The organism is Njordella aestuarii (assembly GCF_056494165.1).
Map to the genome: position 1 here is coordinate 2,191,876 of NZ_CM151397.1, position 19,383 is coordinate 2,211,258.

The following is a 19,383-nucleotide window of genomic DNA, read 5'->3' on the forward strand; positions in this document are numbered from 1 at the left end:
GACGTTGAATGCGAAACCCGACTGCAACAATGCGAAGGACACGAGTCGCGATCAACATGACGCCGATGATCGACGTCACGTTTTTGCTGATCATTTTCTTCCTGGTCAGTAGTCATTTGTCCAAGCAGGAGAACAATGTCAAGCTGGACCTGCCGGCGGCGGCCAATGCGATCGATGCAAATATCGCAGCGGGCGAGCACAGTGCGACGGTCAATATCTTGGATGACGGTACGGTACAGTTGGGCGCGGCCCAAGTGAAGGTAGAAGAGCTCAGCCGTTTGCTCGCGACACGCGCCGCCGAGGTGGCAGGCAAGCTGCAGGTTCGCGTTCGTTGTGGTAAACTATCACCGTACGCTCGTGTGTCTCCGGTGTTGAAAGCATGTGCCATAGCGCAAGTGACCGACGTGGTCTTTGCGGTGTACGATGACAAGGAGGGCAAGTAGCCATGAAGAATTTGACGAGTAAGTTGCGAGGTCGAACCGAGCTTGAATTGGCGATGACGCCGATGATCGATGTCGTGTTCTTGTTGCTGATTTTCTTCTTAGCAACGGCAAGCTTTGAAATTGTCGAGCGGTCGATGCCGACGGGCATTTCCGAACCACCACCAGCAGTCGTCCAGCAGTCGGGTTCGATCGACGATATCTTGGATGATTTGACAGAGCAGTCGGAGGAGATTGTGATTACGATCGATCAGGATCCGGCGAGTCCTGCGGCGACGTATACGTTTAATAGCAATGCGATTTCCGGACCGAGTGAGATCGGCAACAAGTTAGCCGCAGTGATAAAAATTCGGCCAGATATGCCCGTCGTCGTCGATCCGACTGGTGTGACAAGTATGGGGCTTGCTATGCAAGTCTACGATCTAGCAAAGGGCGCGGGGGCGCTCGAAGTTTTCTTTGCCGTCGAGTGAATTAGCTCGAATTATATCGTTTTCCTTTGGATTTTGAGCCGTTGATTGCATGTGTAAATATGTAAAGCTTGCAATATGTAAATCTTGCGATATTGCGTTACGGAGGTCTGTTGAGGGGCCGTTTCGCCTCTTCCCGTAGTAGCGCTTCCTCTCTTCCCGTAGCTGCGTTCGCCAGAACGCGCGCGAAGTTCGGTTGGTTTTCCTGAGATAGTTCCCGGCCAGGTTCCTGATACGGGTGCCTCTGCTGACTTGTCCAGCAGTGCTCGTAGCGTAACGGTAAAGCTCCCCAACGGAAGGATTGCGGAGCAATGGTATATTGAAGCCTGTGAAGTGAGTCATAGGACTGCAGGCCATAAACGCCTTCGAGTCGCGGAGCGACGGTAGTTCGCTTTTGTCGATAAGCCTCTAATGCCGTCGCTCCGCGACTCAGGAACTATTGTGGCGTGAAACCTGGGGTTCCGCGTAAACTCGCTATAGCTCGTTTCGCTCCACCCCAGGCTAGAATATGCCATCGCTCCGCGATTCTAAAAAAGGGTGCCACTGCTGATGTGGCTGGAGGTGCTCGTGGCGAAACGGCGAAGCTCTCCACTTCGTCCCCGGCTTCTAGGCGAAGCCAGCTACTATGCGCTTGACCGGCTTCTAGGCGAAGCCAGCTACGATGCGATTGCGTTTTTCTGCTACAAAAAAAGCGAAGGGGAGCGATAAGCCGGGTTCTGTTACAACTGCAGCTTGAGCCGCAGAGGTGCAATCATTTATCTAGGCCGACCATTGCTGGCCGGCTCAAGCGATCTACCCGAAAGCAGCGTCAAGCCGAGTCGACTTGAATCGCGACCGGCGTGAGCCAGCCGCAATGGCTTTCTGTTGGATCTTGCTCCGAGCGGGGTTTACCTAGCAACCGGAGTCACCCCCGGTTCTGGTAGGCTCTTACCCTACCATTTCACCCTTACCTAACTTGCTTGCGCGAGCCAGGCGGTATCTTTTCTGTGGCACTTTCCCTAGCCTCACGGCTGGTCGGCGTTAGCGACCGCTCTACTCTGTGGAGCCCGGACTTTCCTCTCCGCATTTCTGCGCAGCGATTGCATGCTCCTCTTCGCAGCGACAAGCATAGCACAAAGACTCCGGCCTCACACGTGCATCACCAGTCAGCAAACCTAGACGGATCGCAGTTCGCCAGCCGAACCTGGACGACGGCCGCGACGCTTCTTGACAGTCTTCGGCACTACTGCCTTGTCGAGTCGTTGAGTGATTCGCGAAATGCACAGCTTGTTGACGCTGATTCCAAGACCATTGGCTTCCGCACAGATGACGTCGTACAAAGATTTTGGCATGCGGATCGTAACCATGCGCTGCGATTCGGTTGGGTCGTTTTCTGGCAAGTCGCGGGAACGCAAAGCGGTCAGCATCTCTAGGACCTGCTCATACTGAGCGGTCTGCTCGTAACGTTCGCGGGACGCCGCGTCCGGAAACATCGTTCGCAGCACACCGTCACAACCTAAGATTTCGCGATAGAAGGCCGCCCAGGTCGGAGCGACACCAAACAGTTCTGTTGCATGATGGTTCACTTGGTTGCAGCGATCATCGAAAGTCGCTTGCAAGTTCAACTGTTCGCGGAGCTCGGTAGCCAAGCGATCGAAGACGCGCATTTCGTTAGCTATCTTTTCGGCCGCTGGGTCGAGCTTCTTAGGGGCCTTGGTTGGCGCTGTGGCCTGAGCATCCGCAGGACCGCCAGCATGAACTGCGGTCTGCATCGCCGAATTGCTTTCCGGCTGCTGAGCTGACATTCCAGGCTGCGTCATGTTGCTGGAGCCGTGGCCCATATGATTAGGCTGATTCGATTGCGGAGCCGGTTGTTGGCCGAAGTGATTTTGATTCGAATATTCCATTGCGAATACCAGTCTGTCCTTGCGGGAGTCGAAAGCGTTACGACACGCGAGGGTGAGCCAACCAAGCCGCTCCTCGTTTTTCGTGTCAGGTTTTGCCGTCATATTCGCAAGGCAGACAATGCTAGCGTCGCAAGTCCTTACTAATTCTAGCTTTACGTCAATCATGCTAGCTATGCCTCAAATCTGTGCACGGCAGGTTAAAAAGATAGCAGCCAAAAGCGTGCACAGTTTTTGAGCAGCCGCCCTCGTTTCAAAAACTAACTGTCCAACTTGGGTCTCGGTCGAAAGCTTGCAAAATTAATCTGATTTTTCAGTTTTGACAGCTTTTGGCGGCTTCCGACGAAACGCCAAGGAGCTTGCCATATTGCTATAGCTATCTAGTGGTTTGCTACACCTTGAAGTTAACGTCACAAACAAACCTGGCTGCAGATGAAAGTAATAATCGTTGGTGGAGGCGGAAGCGTCGGTACTGCGCTCAGCGCACGGATCGACGAGGCGGGCGGTGAGGCATTCTTGATCGGCCGGACAGCCGAAAGCTTGCAGAAAGTGGCCGACACCTACGGCTGGGGGTACGCCATTGCAGATGCCAGCGATTGGGAACAACTACGAACGGCGGTCGAATACGCAATCGACGCACTGGGCGAACCGACCGCCGCAGTCAATCTGGCTGGATCGATTCTTCTGAAGCCGGCTCACCTGACTTCGCACGCTGACTATATGAAGACGATCAACGCGAACGTCACGACCGCCTTCGGTCTAGTCCGCGCAACGGCCAATCGGTTGGTGGACGGCGGTTCTATTGTCCTGGTTAGCTCAACGGCGGCGACGATGGGGCTCGCGATGCACGAAGCGATCGCGGCGAGCAAAGCTGCGGTGGAAGGTCTGGTTCGCGCCGCTGCGGCAACTTACGCAGGTCGCCCCGTACGAATAAACGCCGTCGCCCCAGGCCTTTTTGATTCGAACATGTCGGCCAAAATCATGTCGAACTCAAAAGCGGTCGAGTCTTCGGTCGCGCTGCACCCGCTCGGAAGGTTAGGTACTCCCGACGACATTGCCGCTGCCATCGAGTTCTTGATCAGCGATCAAAGCCGGTGGATCACTGGGCAAGTCTTGAATGTTGACGGCGGTTTAGGTTCGGTCAAACTCATGGCAAAGAAATAACCATCTCGTCAACGCTGATTCTATCGCCGAACTCTCAATCGATAACTTTTGACTATGCCGACCGAGTCCTATAATATTCCTGCTATTCGAGTTCGCGAGCTGACGACGGTCGATGTGCGTCCAGATGCCAAGTACGTACTGTACTGGATGAATGCGTTTCGCCGTCGCAGGTACAACTTTTCGTTACAACATGCGCGATGGTGGGCCGAGGAGCTTGGCAAACCGTTGATTGTTATTGAAGCTCTCAGAACTGGTTACAAATGGGCCTGCGATCGCTTTCATCGCTTTGTTATCGATGGCATGATCGACAACGAGCAGGATTTTGCCGACGCTCCCGTTACTTACTATCCATTTCTTGAAACGACAGAACATTCGGGGCACGAGTTCTTGGAAACGTGCAGCAAAGAGGCGTGCCTGCTAGTAACCGACGACTATCCTTGCTTCTTCTACCCGGTGCTTTACGAGCGGATCGTTAGCAAATGGAACGTCAACGTACAGTTGGTTGATTCGAACGGGCTGATCCCGCTTCGCACGGCTGATCGGACATTCCCGCTTGCTCATTCGTTTCGGCGATATATGCAGAAAGAGTTTCCAAACCACTACGAGCACTTTCCGAAAGAAGACCCACTGGCCAAGGCGGAACTTGTTGCGCCGGTTGAGCTCAGCGCGAAAATTACAAAGCGATGGCCTCGAGCGAATCTGCAAGACTTCAAATCAGGCACGGCGAATTTTGACCGCTTCCGAATTGACCATTCCATTGAGCCTGTTGACTCTCAAGGAGGCGCACGGACTGGTCAGCAAATTTTGAAGAAGTTTGTTAGCAACAAACTAGAGAGGTATTCCGAGGATCGTAACGTCCCGGACCTTCAAGGTGCAAGCCGTTTAAGTCCACACTTACATTTCGGCTTTGTATCTTCGCACGATGTCTTCAATGCGGTGATGAAGTCTTGTGATTGGAATATTGATAAGCTACAAAAGCCGAATGGGTCTCGGGCGGGCTACTGGGGAGCGGCACCACACGTCGAAGCGTTCTTGGACGAACTGATCACATGGCGTGAAGTCGGCTACAACATGACTTCGCGGGAACGGGATTACGATCGCTACGATTCGCTACCAGATTGGGCGAAAACAACTTTGGCCGAACATGCGTCTGATAAGCGAGAGTTTATCTACACGCTCGAAGAATTAGATCAAGCAGAAACGCATGACCCGCTGTGGAATGCAGCGCAGAACGAACTGCGCCGCGAAGGCCGTATTCACAACTATTTGAGGATGCTGTGGGGAAAGAAGATTCTTCACTGGACGGCCGATCCGAAAACAGCGCTGGCTTACATGATCGAGCTGAATAACAAATACGCGCTGGATGGTCGCGACCCGAATTCTTACAGCGGGATCTTCTGGGTGTTGGGGCGTTATGATCGAGCTTGGGGACCAGAACGAGAGATCTTTGGAAAGATCCGTTACATGACGAGCGATTCAACGATGAGCAAATTCAAGCTGAAGAACTATTTGGCTCAATACGCCGACTAACGGTGAGAACGCCGATCAAGTAAACTTCTTGGCTCCAAAATTTTAAACGCTCTCGGCAGCCAGTTGAGTCAATCTTGAACCCAGAATCAGCCTACCACGAAGCCGGTCATGCCGTAATCGCTGTGCTCTTGGGCGGACGCGTGTTGTTCGCTACGATCGAACGCGATTGGCTTGACCGGCCCGACCAAGCCGGCTCGATCAGTGTCGCGTGGCAAGAGAAAGGCAGCACGGCTCAAACCCAAATACGCAATGAAGTCCTTACGCTGCTGGCCGGTCCAGCGGCTGAAATGGTTTACACCGGTGAACCGCTCCATCCAGCGACCGTCGCGCAGTGGCAGGATGACTGGGAACGGGCTGATCGCGTCGCGGCCACAATCGTGCCTGACGAACTGAAACGCTTGAGGCTTCTGGAAAGTGCATGCTCGCGATAATTCCAGTTTTTGAGCGACGACCGATGTTGGCAAGCGATCAGCGAAATTGCAGACTTGCTGGACGCTCACGAATCGATTGAGGGTGAAGAAATCCATTCAGTCGTAGCACGTTGGATTGGCTGAGCAATCGGCGAATCGTTGTCGCTAACGTCGACGCATCATCGAGAATGTGCCATTGTCACCGGCTGCCTGGAATCGAGCGTTGAAGACGCCGCTGTTGATCGTCGCGTACATGCGATATTCGCCCAGGAGCGGCCCAAGTTGTTTTGTTGAAACATATCGATCGCTCCCAACCGGTTGCAATTCAGCGCGATATATGAATGGGATGACCTTGGCAAATCGTCCGGCAAACACCGCGAAGTACGAACCGTCAGGCTGCGGCGTCAATCGAGCGCGAACCGCGCCCGTATGTCCCGTTGATTGGCTTCGCCACTGCCCCTGGTACCGAAGTCTCTCAGCCGCTTCCGTCCAGTTGGCAGCGTAACTGAACATGAAAATACAGCAAAGAAACAAATTCAGTTTTCGAAAACAAGTAAACATAAACGTAGGAGAGTTTCATCTTCGGTAAGATTGTTCACGGCAAGCGTACCCATCAATCTTAGTCAGGCTTGCTGCGAAAGACACTGTGTAAATTTGCTTGTGTAATTCTTAAGCAAGGGTTTACCCAAAAAACGTCGCTAGCAAGAAGTACTTTGGAGTTCACAGCGGCTTAGAATTCGAGCTGCAGCAGTGCCGTGCGCGCTAGATAAACTTTCGTGTAAGCCTCGCTCAGCCGCAAGCGATTTGCTTCCGGAATGTTAGGATCGTGCCGGAGCGCACGCAGGGGCTCGAGTTTCTTTGAATTTTCCAACGAATCGAATATTCGGAGTGCTCGGTTTCTGCTGTTTAGATCGCGACCATCCCACTGGACAATCCCGTCAATAGCGGCAAAGAGGATCGATGCGCCAATCGATGCGAGATCATCACGTTCTTTCGCTTCGATGTCGAGGACTGCGAGTTCGTCGCCAATATGAGCCAAGGTACGCCCGTACTGCTGTATCGACCACTGGAATATCGAGCTCCGCTCCATGGACATGTTAAAAATCCGGATTGCTTCTTGACGATTGCCGTTGTTGATGCAGCTCAAGAGAACCGGATATAAATCCGGTAGAGCATTCAATCTTTCAGGATCATTCAGCAGGCTTTCTAACTGATCTTCAATCGCCTTAAAATCGTTACATTTTGCTAGCAGTTGGTAAACCACGGTGCTGTCCAAGATTCCATCGTGGTTTAAAGAAATGGCTAATTCCAGGTGCTTAACGGCGTCATTGTATCTGCCTTGTTCGAGCGCTATTTCGCCGATTAGAAACGCGAGGTCGGCACGCCATGGGTCAATCGAAAACCCTTCCGCGCTATAAAATTCGGCTTCGTCAAGTTCACCGCAGCGAAAAAGGTTGCGTGCTACATCGTTGCGCAAATAAGAATTTCCTGGATTCGCTTCGAGGATGTCATGATAGTGCACTTTGGCATCCGAAAGTTTCCCAGCGTGCAAAATCGCATGCATGTGCAACTTGTTGTTTTGTGCATCGTTTGGAAACCGTTCAACAAGCTCAGTAGTTATACGTTCGAGCTCGGCAAAATCACGAACAGTCTGTAAACAATTGAACAGCGCATAGTATGCGGCCGCATGTGGAGGGTAGCGCTTTATGGCAGCGGATAAATTTTCGGCACCCTCGCGAGCTTTGCCCATCTCTAAGAGTATTTCGCTTTTTGCAATCTCCAGTTCAATATCAGGCGACTCTCTCGACAAGTCGTCGACTATTTTAAGCGCAGCGTCAAACCGTTTTGACTCTCTCAAACGCTTTACTTCCAAGACAGCCAGGGTGACTTTAGAGTTTGATTGCGGGTCCTGCAAATGTTCAAAGTCTACCGCAGGCTTTTCAAGTTCGGCCGACCTTATCTTATAGAAGTACAGGAGTCCGAGGTTCACAATGTGTCCGATCACTAATAAAGCGACAAAGGCCTTGGCGCATTTTGCGAGTCTTGGTCGATATTTAGGTTTCAGAATTTGATCGACGCGATTTGCGATTTCGCGTGCGTTTTGAGGCCGATCGGCAGGAAACTCAGCTATACATTCGCGAGCAAGTTTGACTAGTTTAGCGTTACCACGAACCTGCGAGAGCCTCGCATTGCAATCGGTTAAATCAGCCTGTTTGGCCATTTGTAACAGCTTCTCTGGCGACGATGCGACGTACGGCGGTTCACCCGTCAAGATCTTGCAAAGTATTGCACCCAACGAAAAGACATCGCTTCGTTCATCAACCGCATCGACTTCCCCGCGAGCTTGCTCTGGAGCCATATAAGCCAAAGTACCGAATACCGAACCGAAATTAGTCCGCTCATGCGGTTGAGGTAATTCGAGAATAGAAGACTTGGAATCTTCGCTGGCGTTCGACCGTAGCTGCCTGCCAAGCCCCCAGTCCATCACTTGCACCTCGCCAAACCTCCCAACCATGATGTTGTTGGGTTTGAGGTCGCGATGGATTATTCCTTGCTCGTGCGCAAATGCGATCGCTTCGCAAGTTTCACCAAAGATCTTCGCCGCGTCCGCAAGCGAGATACACGGATTTTTTTTCAGCAGCGTTGACAGAGTCTCCCCTTGCACCAGCTTCATACTGACGAAGGGGCGACCGTCGTCGAAGTAATGAAGTTCGTGGATAGGCACAATGCTCGGGTGCTGTAGACAGCCGCAAATCCGAGCCTCGCGTTCGAGCCGCTGGCGCATTTCTGCGTTATCTTGGCTATCAAGCAGGACCTTAACGGCCGCTTCGCGTTGCAAATGGCGGTCAAGTACACGCCAGACCACCCCTGCTCCGCCCCGAGCGATCTCTTCGATAAAATGATATCGGAAGTTCGCCGACGATAAATTGTTTGCATCCGAAGTCGTCGCCGGCTCCGGGATAGATGCTTGGTCCGTCATGCGCGCGAATACGTTACGTACGACGTCTGCCCTTTCTGGAAACCTCGCTACATAAGAGTCGACGAGTACTGGGGGTTTAGAACCATGCCATGTCGCTTCCAGGTTTGCGCGGAGGTGTTTTGTTACTGCTGAGTTGCGATTGTTCTGACTCAGCAATTCAACTTCGACTGACAGCAATTCTTCAAAAAGAGCCGCTTGGCTGCCCGAGTCAACTCGCCGCACCCAATCTTCCAGTTTTGGACGCGTTCCTGACAGCCACGCATCTTCAAATTCCCAGCCCAGATCATGCAATTGCCTCTGCTGATCGACCGTCAGTTTATCAACTTTCAATCCACATCTGTCCTTGCATCAAATCGACTGACAACAAAGGAAATGCCTTCAATACCACTGCGCAATTCGCTCGAACCATCGATTTCCTTCCAGTTTTGCCTACGACCGATGGAACTCGCAGGTAAAGGCGATGCCTACGCCCCGAGTCACCGGTTAACATCATAACATGCGTTGATGAACAAATAAATCGCCCAATCTGCAGACTCAGCGGCAATAGCGCCATTTGGCGAATTGAGACCAGCACAATCTGACCCGAAGCATGTACGAGCTGCTAACAAGCTGACTGCGTGTAAAGGCGAGGTTCTACTGGAACTCTAAGATAAAACACGACGCCGGGGGTTGCGGAAATGCGTTTTTCAACCACGATTAGCAGTGATTTAGAACTTTGCAAATCATAACTTAACCTTCAAAAAGCTTTGGATTTCGATGAAACGTGAATTTGACGTCTGTGGACTTGGCAATGCGATTGTAGACATCTTTGTTGACGTCGATGAAACGGAGTTCGAAGGGCTAGGTTTTGAACGCGGTACAATGCGACTGGTCGAGCACGCAGAGCAACTTGAGCTGCTCAAACGATTTGAATCTTCGCACCATAAGCCAAAGCTTGCTAGCGGCGGTTCGGTTGCGAATTCGATTATCGCGATCTCGCAATTGGGCGGAAACGGAGCGTTCATTGGCTGTGTCGGGGATGATCGCTATGGTCTGCACTATGCCGAAGAGTTTTCGCAATTGCAGATCGACATCGGCAACCCAGTCCTGATGGGCGAAACTACGGGCACGTGCGTCGCGATCATTACGCCCGATGCGGAGCGAACAATGCGTACGTGTTTGGCGGTTTCAAGCCAGCTAGCTGCCGAACACATTGAGGCACGCAGGATCGAGAACTCCGAATGGCTCTTTATCGAAGGCTACGTATTTGCGAATCCTGCGACTGGACAACATGCAATACGCGAAGCAATCCGAGTCGCCAAGGCTGCAGGAACTAAAATTGCAATTACCTGCTCAGACGCTTTTGTGCCAGCTGTATTTGGCGATGCGTTACGAGAAGCACTTGAGTCCGCAGACCTGCTCTTTTGCAATGGCCCCGAATCAATGTCGATCACTGGAACTGAAAGCACAGTCGATGCATTCGCGATGTTGAAGGATATTGTGCCCAACTGTGTTCTGACCGATGGAGCGAATGGAGCTTACGTGCGATATCAAGGCGAAGAGTTCCACGAAAAAGCGTGTACCTGTCAGCCAAAGGACTTAACTGGGGCTGGGGATATGTTTGCCGGTGCGTTCATGTACGGCATAACGCAAGGTTGCTCGCCGCGATCGACCGCTCGGGGGGCGAATTTTCTTTGCATGAAAGTGATCACTCAAGTCGGAGCTCGATTGCATCACGGAGCTAAAGAATTCTGGAATGAGAGCGCATCGTAGATGGCTTCGCCTAGAAGCTGGTCCAACCGCATCGTATCGGGAAGCTTTGCCGTTACGCGACGAGCACTGCTGGGCAAGCCAGCAGTGGCACCCGTTTTCAGGGATCTGGCCTGGATGCTGGTCAGGGAACGCACCGAGTTTCTCCCGCGTTCTTGGCGAACGCAGCTACGGGAAGAAGAAAGCAGATGCGGTTTATGAAACGCTGCGCAATACTTCCAGCGTACGCTCGAAATCGGCGGGAAGAGGTGCGGAAATATCTATCGGCGTGTTGTGTATGGGATGCGAAAACTGCAAACGGAAGGCATGTAACGCTTGACGATCCAAGATAACCTCATTGTCCGCTTCGGTCGCTGGTTTGCCTTGCAAAGCTTTGCGCAAGAGCTGGCCTCGAGTCACTTGAGCATGCCCTGCATACAATCGATCGCATAACACGCCGTGCCCAAAATGGTCTAAATGAACACGAATCTGATGTGTTCGACCTGTCTTGGGCTGCACACTGATGTACGTATGACTCGCGAAACGTTCGATAACTTCGAAAAACGTTTCTGCATCACGACTCGACATATGCCCCGCTCGAATCGCCATCTTCTCACGCTGGTAGGGATGGTGGCCAATCGGAGCTTTGATCCAATCGCGATCGTGATCAATCCTGCCAACAACGATGCATCGGTATTCTTTTTTCACATCGCGGCTCTCGAACTGAGCGGCTAGCTTAAAGTGTGCCTCATTGGTCTTCGCAACGGCAATAACACCGCTCGTGTCGCGATCAAGCCGATGGACAATCCCTGGCCGGGTCGGTCCACCAACGTTGCTGAGCGACTGGAAGTGATGCGCCAGCGCCGCGGTCATCGTGCCTTTCCAGTGTCCTTTGGCAGGATGCACAACCATTGCTGGCGGTTTGTTAATAACAACCAGATGCTCATCTTCCCAAAGTACTTCCAGCGGGATATCTTCCGCAATTGGACCGTCGGTTGGAGGCGGAGGAAGATCAACGACGATCTGCTGGCCGGTATGAACTTTAAAGGCTGGCTTTACTCGTTCCCCGTCGACCGTGACATTGCCATCGGCAACAACTTTACGGATGAACACTCGACTGTACCCATCACAGACTAGCGTCAAAAACAGATCGATTCGGATATTGTCTTTGTCTTCCGAAACCTCAAAAGAGCAACGTTGGCTATCAGACAAAGGACATCAGCAATCTAAAGAAGTGAAATAAATTCGCGAGTTGATCGCACGGAACTCGTAGAGTTGTACGATCGGGATATCAGGCAGCGAAGCACAATTGTACCTCGCGACAAAGAATTGCATCAAAGATTTACCGCGCGACAATTACGGTGCCGGCGCTGCTTCCGCTTCAGGTTCTGCCGTCGCTTCCGTTTCCGAAGCGTTTGAGTCTCCAGGAACCTCAGGAATCGCAGTCTCGGCGGCTGGAGCTTCGGCGGTCGAATCCTCAACTGCAGGTGTTTCAACTGCAGGTGTTTCAGCAGCTGGAGCGTCGACAGCGGGCGGAGTTGGTGGGGCTGGCGGCGTCGAGAATTGGAAGTCAGCGGAATCGGGTAGTTCGGTCAAATCAGCTGGCGTTCCGACTTCGCGAGGATTTGCGGGCGAATTGGCCGAGAACCAAGCGTAGAATTCTTTACCGTCAGCGCTTTGCATGAACTTCAGCCGTTCGTTCACGCTTTCCTGAAGTTGTTCGTGCGTTCCCGGCAGCGACAGCACCTTGTTGTAGAGCTCGACAGCCTTTTCTATGTTCGCTTCTGCATCGTACGTTTTGGCAATACCAAGAGTTGCACGCGAGTTTAGCAGCGGGTCACGGGTTCCAGCCATGACTTTTTCGTAGCCTTCTCGAGCTTCCGACAGCAACTTCATGGCAACGGGGCGGTCCAAGTAAACTTGCATTAAAGCTTGCCCAAGCTTCGAATCGGCGTTTTCCTGTGTCGCCCACAACGAAGCGGTCGTCCCATCGAAATCGCCCGCGATCATTTCCAACTGCTCAGGCTGTAATTGCGAAAAATAGATTTCCGTCCACGCGTTCGCTTCCCGCTTTCGCGCTTGGCCTGACAAAATAGCGACCAGAATGGCAATCAGTACCGCCGCTACGATTCCGCCAATAATCCATGGCAAAAATGGTTTCGTGCGAATAATGAACCGTTCCAGGCGATCCGCCAGCAGATTGCTCTGAATTTCAGTGCGGTTTGAAGAGCGATTCGCGGGTGTTTCGGCGATTTGACCAGACATATTGATAACGATTTTAGGTTTCGGAGGAATGCTTTGCGACCGTGCAGTCGTAAAACCAGCCGTTCGTTCTGGGCGAGCGGCAGGGAGCGGAAAATAGCTCCGAAAGCAAGGAAAGACCGCAAATATATGGTCCGTGCCCACTTGGCTCAATCCCAGCTTTCAATTCCGAGGCTTTTGCAGCAATATGTTTGCCGTTAAAGCGAACATTAGGACAAAAAAAGCAATCGCAAAACTCGATTGCCGTTCCCAGAGCCCCGCTACTGCTCGCAGTTTACTATGTTCATTCGCATCATACCCGCCCTCGCGCTCTTCGTCGTCTCGCCGTTGATTGCCGAGTTTTTACTGGGCAACATTGCCGTCGATGCTTTTTGGACCATCGCGTTCTTCGCACCGTTGTACGGCGGCGGAGCGGTCCTGGTCCGAGAACTCGCTCGCCGCTGGAGCCGTGGTTGGCCGACGATTTTTTTGCTAGCTCTTGCTTATTCCGCGAACAGTAAAATAACGCACCCTTACCGAGTGTTCATCCCTAGCTGCTTCATTTTGCGGTAAAGGTTGCTGCGTTGCAAACCAAGCGTCTCGGCGGCTTGGGTCATGTTCTTCTCGGCGGCTTCAATGTGTTGTTCGATTACCATCATCTGAAATTCGTTGGTGGCATCGGTTAGCGATCGTCCGCGATAGTCAGATATATCTTGCGTCCGAGCGGGTCGCGAACTGGCGACGAACTGAATGTCATCCGCTTCAATTTGTGGCTTATTATGTAGCGCAGCCAAGCGATGCATTAAGTTCCGAAGTTCGCGAATGTTGCCTGGCCAAGCATGCGTACGCAGTTTATCCAGCGACGACTCGGTAAGCTGAAGCGGTTCGCGATGAAGTTCGCTGGCGAATTGCATCAGGAAATGGTTTGCCAACAATTCGATGTCACTCGGGCGTTCTCGAAGCGAAGGGACGTCGATCGGCACGACGCTCAGTCGATAGTACAGATCCTCACGGAAACGTCCGGCATAAATTAAGCTTGCAAGGTCCTGGTTCGTGGCAGCAATAACACGTACGTTGATCGATATTGCATCCGAACCTCCGACTTTCACGACCGTTCGATCCTCAAGCACTCGCAAGAGTTTTGCTTGTCCGTTCAGGCTCATATCGCCAATCTCGTCAAGCAGTAGCGTTCCGCCGCTTGCCAATTCGAATTTTCCAACTCGCGACTCGTGCGCATCGGTAAACGCGCCGCGTTCGTGACCGAACAGTTCGCTTTCGAGCAGTGTTTCTGTGATCGCGGCACAATTGACAGCGACGAAAGGTTGGCTGCTTCGCTCACTGGCGGTATGCAAGAACCTGGCCGCGACCTCTTTGCCCGTTCCATTTTCGCCAATCAACAAGACTGGCAGGTCGGTTCCGGCAACGGCTTCCAATTGCGATTTCATGCGGGTAGAGGCGTGGCTTTGCCCGATGATGTGCGAGCGTCCTTCTTGTTCGGACAACACCACCGTCCTGCCGCTCAACAGGCTTTGCACCTGCTGCGTTGTTGCGATCGCCGCTGCTGCTATCGAAGCGAGATAGCCTAACAATTGCTCGTCCAGAAGCGTGAACTCGCCAGAGACAGAATTGATAAGCTCAAATACTCCTAGCGAGCGCTGCTTGCGATCCAACATGGAAACGGCAAGCAACGAGTTCGTCTTGTAACCGCTTGTCGCGTCGACAGATCGATTGACTTCGTCGGTTGGATCGTCATTGTTCCAGCGACGTGGTAAGTTGCTTTGGTAAACGGCTCCGACAATTCCAGCGTTATCGGGAACACGAAGCGTCCCCTTGGCAATGCCAAGTGCAGGGTAGCCAACCAACTGCCGAGCTTTCTTGTCAGCCAGAAAAATACTTGCCCGGTCGGCCTTAAACAGCTTCGTTGCCGCTCGCGCGATCGATTCGAGCAGGAGTGGGAGGTCGCGCATCCCGACCCATTCTGCAGCCTGGGCGAGTATCAACTTAAGTCGCTCGGTCACTTCGGCCGAAGCTTGCAGATCTGCGGTTCCATCAAGCAGGGATGTTAGCCACGAGATGCACGCGAGCATATCTTGCGTTGTCGCCTGAGGCTTGCTCGCATCGCTCTCCCAAGTGAGTACGCAATTGGCAATCGTCCGTGTTGGAAGCAAGACTCCGGCTAGATCTGCGTGCCTAGCCAATTTGCCTTCGTGGTCGCACAATTCCAGCAAACGAAGATAATCTCCCGAGGCGACCTGGTCTCCGCGATCCGCCGAAAGAGGCCTCCACTTGCCCGAGGCCTGATGAAACAAACGCGGCCCACTCGCTCCCGTTGCGGTTCGAACGGCGTCGAGGGCTGCGTTTACTAGCTGAACGTATATTTTTGATTCAATATTCTGCGTCACAACCGAATTCACATTTAGAAAGCTGAGTCTCTTCAAGTTCGATGATTTTAGCAGAATTCTAGCTTCTGCAATGGGCTTCTCTGGTCGTTCGTAGTACCGCCGTCAGGCGGAAGCACGCGCAACCAAGCGCATCGTAGCTGGCTTCGCCAGAAGCCGGTCGCGCATTAGGAAGCTTTACCGTTTCGCCACGAGCACTGCTGGACAAGCCAGCCGTGGCACCCTTTTTAGGGACCGTTCGTAGTACCGCCTTCAGGCGGAAGCACGCGCAACCAAGCGCAACGTAGCTGGCTTCGCCAGAAGCCGGTGATGTGTTAGAAAGGTTTGCCGTTTCGCTACGAGCACTGCTGGGCAAGCCAGCAGTGGCACCCGTTTTAGGAAGCGGCAGTGAGTCTCTTTTAGGAAGCCAACCGAGGTGCAACCGCGTCCTAGGCGAATGCAGCTACGAACTTGTGTTCTAGGCGAACGCAGCTACGGGAAGAGGATCGCGGAAGGGGCTAATCCAGCCGCGGCTTCCGACATGGCGAGTTATGGAAACTTCGATATAATAAGTGATGTAGCTTGCCCAAAGTGCAGTGCGCAATCGATTCTTCAATTCGATAGTATTGGCAGTAGAATTGCCGGTTAGGTCCGTATGTCACGATCACGAAACTCGCTTTGCCTTCTAGCGGCAACAGCGATCTGCAGTCTAATCCCGTGCACCGCAGGCTGCAATAAGTCAGAAAGCACTCCTGCGCAATCGCCTGATACTGCCAGTGGACAGCGGCAGATGGAAATTATGCTGTCGATCATTCGCCAACGCGCGAAAATCGTGAATCCCTACTTCGAAGAAGCATCGATCGACCGTCAGTTGGCTCTGCTGCAAACGATCGACGAAGCAACTGATCCGGGCAATGCGTATCTGACGAACCTACAACTTGCGATCGACTATCGGCGTTTGGGGCGTGATCGCGAAGGAGTTAAGCATGTAACGGCCGCTGAGGCAATCGCCGACCGACATGATTTGTTCGAGAACCCCCAAGCAGAAGCCGCGTTCTTTTACGAAGCTGGTTTGTCATGGCTGCGTTTGGCCGAAACAACCAACTGCGTGCACTGTCGTACAGGAGAAAGTTGTATATTGCCTATCGCCGGGACGGGCGTTCATAAGCAACAAGAAGGCAGTACCAATGCGATGAAGTACTTCTTGAAGTCGCTCGAAATTGAACCGAACAATTTGGAAGCTATCTGGCTGCTGAACATTGCCGCTATGACTCTCGGCAAGTATCCAGACGAAGTCCCTGAGCAGTACCTCATCCCAACGGAAAGTTTTTCATCTGCAACAGAGTTTCCTCGATTCCTGGATGTCGCTCAGGACGCTGGCTTGAAAACGCTTAGCTGCGGCGGAGCACTGGTAACGGAGGATTTCGACAATGACGGCCTGATCGACGTCTTCGCGTCCAGTTGGGCTCCAGATGATCACGGACGCTTGTTTAAGAACGCTGGCGACGGAAAATTTGTCGACATCACAGAAGAAGCTGGAATCAAGGGCATAACTGGGGGCATCAATGCCGTTCAGGGAGACTACGACAACGATGGCTTGGTCGACTTGTTTGTCGTGCGCGGGGCTTGGTTAGGCGAAGCTGGACGCGTGCCAAATTCTTTGTTACGGAATCTGGGCAACGGCAAATTCCAAGATGTGACGATCGAGGTCGGCTTGGAAGCGGTCTTGCCAACCCCAACAGCCGCTTGGGCCGATATCGACAACGACGGTGATCTCGACCTGTTCGTCGGTAACGAACTTTATCCATGCCAGCTATACCGAAACGACAATGGCAAGTTCGTGGATATTGCAAAGGAAGCCGGCGTGACCAATGGTCTATATACCAAAGCCGCGGTGTGGGGAGACTATAATAACGACCGACTGCCCGATCTATATATTTCGAATCTTGACGGGAGCAACTGTTTGTATCGCAATGATGGCAACTATAAATTTACGAACGTCGCCGCAGAGCTAAAAACAACCGAGCCTGCGACGAGCTTTCCCGCATGGTTTTGGGATGTCAACAACGATGGAAATCTTGACGTTTATGTAGCTAGTTACACGCGTCGGTTGGAGCTTATCCCCGGCGAGTATCTTGATAAAGGGATCGAAAGCGAAACAGATCGGCTTTACCTAGGCGATGGCGCAGGTGGCTTTATTGAAGCGAGCAAAGAATATCGACTCAAGACGGCAACGGAGCCGATGGGGTGCAATTTTGGAGATCTCGACAATGACGGCTACCCTGACTTCTATCTAGGTACTGGCTTTCCTGACCTTCAAGCTCTCATGCCCAACTTGATGTTCCACAATGCGAAGGGGAAAGCATTTGACAACATCACGTTTGTTGGTGGTTTCGGACATTTGCAAAAGGGGCATGGCACTTCGTTTGTCGATCTGGATAACGACGGCGATCAAGATGTAATGATCCAAATGGGGGGAGCTTACAAGGGTGATGCGTTTGGCGACGTGCTGTTCGAAAACCCAGGTTTCGGCAACCATTTTCTACGTGTAAAGCTGGTCGGCACCAAGAGCAACAAGTCAGCGATCGGCGCTCGCATTCGCGCAGACATCGTGGAAGAGGGCGTGAAGCGAAGCATCTACGCATGGGTCAACAGCGGCGGCAGTTTCGGCGCGAAACCACTGGACCAGCAGCTTGGATTGGGGACCGCAAGCAAAATCGATATGCTTGAGATCTACTGGCCAACTTCTGATACGACGCAAACTTTCAAAGACGTCGCAGTCGACCGATCGATCGAGATCACCGAAGGCACCCAACAAATAAAACAGCTTGAGCTAAAAACGTTTAAGTTCAAAAGCTCAGCAATTCCCACTGACTTGACAAGCTCGGCAGACAATTCATCGACCCTTTGAGCATCTGTTTGCAGTCGGTGCCTTTCGTGTCGCGAAAGGTGAGTCGTCTAACCGGCACATTCGAATCCGAATGTATCAGCGACGGCTTGGTTGGTAATGTGGCCGCGGTCAATATTTAACGCGGATCGTAATGGCAAGTACTTGGCGAGGGCTGGGTCGAGTCCCGCTTCGGCGATGCGAATAACCCAAGGCAAAGTTACGTTGCATAACGCATAAGTGCTCGTCCGGCCAACCGCTCCGGGCATGTTCGTGACACAATAATGCACCACATCGTCGATGATGTACGTCGGTTGCTGGTGTGTCGTCGGTCGCGATGTCTCAACACATCCGCCTTGGTCAATCGCCACATCGATAATGACGCTGCCTGGCTTCATCGTCTTCAAATCTTCGCGTTTGATTAGGTAAGGTGCCTTGGCTCCGGGAATCAACACTGCGCCAATGACGAGATCGGCCAACTTCAGTTGTTCGCGAATCATGTGGCGGTCGCTGAACAATACATTTACGTTCGGCGGCATGACATCATCCAAATAACGGAGTCGGTCGAGGTCGACGTCCAAGATCGCTACATCCGCTTGGAAGCCAGCTGCGATTCTGGCCGCGTTGGCTCCCACGATACCGCCGCCAAGAATCGTAATGTGCGCCGGAGCGACTCCCGGAACTCCTCCCAGAAGGATACCGCGTCCCATTTGAGGTCGCTCCAAATATTTAGCGCCCTCCTGAATGCTCATACGACCGGCCACTTCGCTCATCGGAGTCAGTAGCGGCAATCGCCCTCGTTCATCACGCAGCGTCTCATAAGCAAGACAGCGAGCCTCACTACAACGCATCGCTTCGGTGAGTTCGCGGTCGGCCGCAAAATGGAAGTAAGTAAAAAAGATCTGCCCCGGACGAACCAACGGCCATTCTTCCGGCAACAGTTCTTTGACTTTTACGATCAGGTCGGCCTTTGCAAAGATCTCAGCCGCACCGCCAACCATCGTCGCGCCTGCTCGCAAATACTCATGATCGGCAATGCCTGAACCTAGTCCGCTTGCCGGCTGCATTAGTACCTTGTGGCCCCGACTGGTAAGCTCTTCGACTCCGACGGGTAGCATGGCGATGCGATATTCATCCGACTTAATTTCTTTTGGCACACCGATAATCATAAGGCTGCATTCCAATGTCTTGAGGCTGAATGGTCGAATTCGTTGGGAATCTTATAGCGAATCGAGCAGCGAGAGTAAAAGCCCGTAGTACATGTTCGCGGCCGTT

At 52.5% G+C, this 19,383-nt stretch carries 15 protein-coding genes and 1 other RNA gene; 8 read left to right on the forward strand and 8 right to left on the reverse strand.

From position 1 onward, the window contains the following. Positions 1-29 precede the first annotated feature (29 nt). Together SH451x_RS08455 and SH451x_RS08460 are read left to right on the forward strand one after the other, a co-directional pair. Positions 30-443, forward strand: coding sequence for an ExbD/TolR family protein (locus tag SH451x_RS08455; RefSeq protein ID WP_479362012.1), 414 nt, complete (start codon positions 30-32; stop codon positions 441-443). A 2-nt stretch (positions 444-445) separates the two neighbouring features. Next, the gene (locus tag SH451x_RS08460; protein WP_479362013.1) at positions 446-910 is read left to right on the forward strand and encodes an ExbD/TolR family protein; all 465 of its coding nucleotides are present in this window, start codon (positions 446-448) and stop codon (positions 908-910) included. A 686-nt stretch (positions 911-1,596) separates the two neighbouring features. Here SH451x_RS08460 and rnpB read toward each other — a convergent pair. After that, an RNA gene (gene rnpB, locus SH451x_RS08465) (RNase P RNA component class A) lies at positions 1,597-2,002 on the reverse strand. 59 nt (positions 2,003-2,061) lie between these two features. After that, the gene (locus SH451x_RS08470) at positions 2,062-2,958 is read right to left on the reverse strand and encodes a hypothetical protein (protein ID WP_479362014.1); all 897 of its coding nucleotides are present in this window, start codon (positions 2,956-2,958) and stop codon (positions 2,062-2,064) included. Between the two features lie 264 nt (positions 2,959-3,222). Here SH451x_RS08470 and SH451x_RS08475 point away from each other — a divergent pair, with 264 nt between their 5' ends. The 3 genes from SH451x_RS08475 (at position 3,223) to SH451x_RS08485 (ending at position 5,915) form a co-directional block, all read left to right on the forward strand. Then, positions 3,223-3,954 carry an SDR family NAD(P)-dependent oxidoreductase gene (locus SH451x_RS08475; protein ID WP_479362015.1) on the forward strand — a complete coding sequence of 244 codons (732 nt, stop codon included), beginning with the start codon at positions 3,223-3,225 and terminating at the stop codon, positions 3,952-3,954. Positions 3,955-4,008: 54 nt separating this feature from the next. After that, positions 4,009-5,484 (forward strand): cryptochrome/DNA photolyase family protein, encoded by a 1,476-nt coding sequence (locus SH451x_RS08480; RefSeq protein WP_479362016.1) that lies wholly within the window; start codon positions 4,009-4,011, stop codon positions 5,482-5,484. Between the two features lie 74 nt (positions 5,485-5,558). Further along, positions 5,559-5,915, forward strand: coding sequence for a hypothetical protein (locus SH451x_RS08485; protein WP_479362017.1), 357 nt, complete (start codon positions 5,559-5,561; stop codon positions 5,913-5,915). 144 nt (positions 5,916-6,059) lie between these two features. Here SH451x_RS08485 and SH451x_RS08490 read toward each other — a convergent pair whose 3' ends face one another. Beyond that, entirely contained in the window at positions 6,060-6,407 is a 348-nt protein-coding gene (locus SH451x_RS08490; protein ID WP_479362018.1) for a hypothetical protein, read from the reverse strand. Positions 6,408-6,624: 217 nt separating this feature from the next. Beyond that, positions 6,625-9,204 carry a protein kinase domain-containing protein gene (locus SH451x_RS08495; RefSeq protein WP_479362019.1) on the reverse strand — a complete coding sequence of 860 codons (2,580 nt, stop codon included), beginning with the start codon at positions 9,202-9,204 and terminating at the stop codon, positions 6,625-6,627. 426 nt (positions 9,205-9,630) lie between these two features. Here SH451x_RS08495 and SH451x_RS08500 point away from each other — a divergent pair, with 426 nt between their 5' ends. Further along, entirely contained in the window at positions 9,631-10,626 is a 996-nt protein-coding gene (locus SH451x_RS08500) for an adenosine kinase (protein WP_479362020.1), read from the forward strand. Between the two features lie 192 nt (positions 10,627-10,818). Here SH451x_RS08500 and SH451x_RS08505 read toward each other — a convergent pair whose 3' ends face one another. Both SH451x_RS08505 and SH451x_RS08510 read right to left on the reverse strand, forming a co-directional pair. Beyond that, positions 10,819-11,814: an RluA family pseudouridine synthase gene (locus tag SH451x_RS08505; RefSeq protein ID WP_479362021.1), complete on the reverse strand. Its 996-nt coding sequence runs from the start codon at positions 11,812-11,814 to the stop codon at positions 10,819-10,821. 144 nt (positions 11,815-11,958) lie between these two features. Further along, complete coding sequence (locus tag SH451x_RS08510) at positions 11,959-12,867, reverse strand: hypothetical protein (protein ID WP_479362022.1); 909 nt, start codon at positions 12,865-12,867, stop codon at positions 11,959-11,961. Between the two features lie 276 nt (positions 12,868-13,143). Between SH451x_RS08510 and SH451x_RS08515 the strand changes: the two genes are divergently transcribed. Continuing rightward, positions 13,144-13,416 (forward strand): hypothetical protein, encoded by a 273-nt coding sequence (locus SH451x_RS08515; RefSeq protein WP_479362023.1) that lies wholly within the window; start codon positions 13,144-13,146, stop codon positions 13,414-13,416. On the opposite strand, the gene SH451x_RS08520 is transcribed toward SH451x_RS08515, so the two are convergent. Continuing rightward, positions 13,377-15,245 (reverse strand): sigma 54-interacting transcriptional regulator, encoded by a 1,869-nt coding sequence (locus tag SH451x_RS08520; RefSeq protein ID WP_479362024.1) that lies wholly within the window; start codon positions 15,243-15,245, stop codon positions 13,377-13,379. The genes SH451x_RS08515 and SH451x_RS08520 overlap by 40 nt on opposite strands. A gap of 631 nt (positions 15,246-15,876) precedes the next feature. Between SH451x_RS08520 and SH451x_RS08525 the strand changes: the two genes are divergently transcribed. Further along, on the forward strand, positions 15,877-18,132 hold the full coding sequence (locus SH451x_RS08525; RefSeq protein WP_479362025.1) for a CRTAC1 family protein: 2,256 nt from the start codon (positions 15,877-15,879) through the stop codon (positions 18,130-18,132). A 47-nt stretch (positions 18,133-18,179) separates the two neighbouring features. Here SH451x_RS08525 and ald read toward each other — a convergent pair whose 3' ends face one another. Next, the gene (ald, locus tag SH451x_RS08530) at positions 18,180-19,277 is read right to left on the reverse strand and encodes an alanine dehydrogenase (protein WP_479362026.1); all 1,098 of its coding nucleotides are present in this window, start codon (positions 19,275-19,277) and stop codon (positions 18,180-18,182) included. Positions 19,278-19,383: the final 106 nt, after the last annotated feature.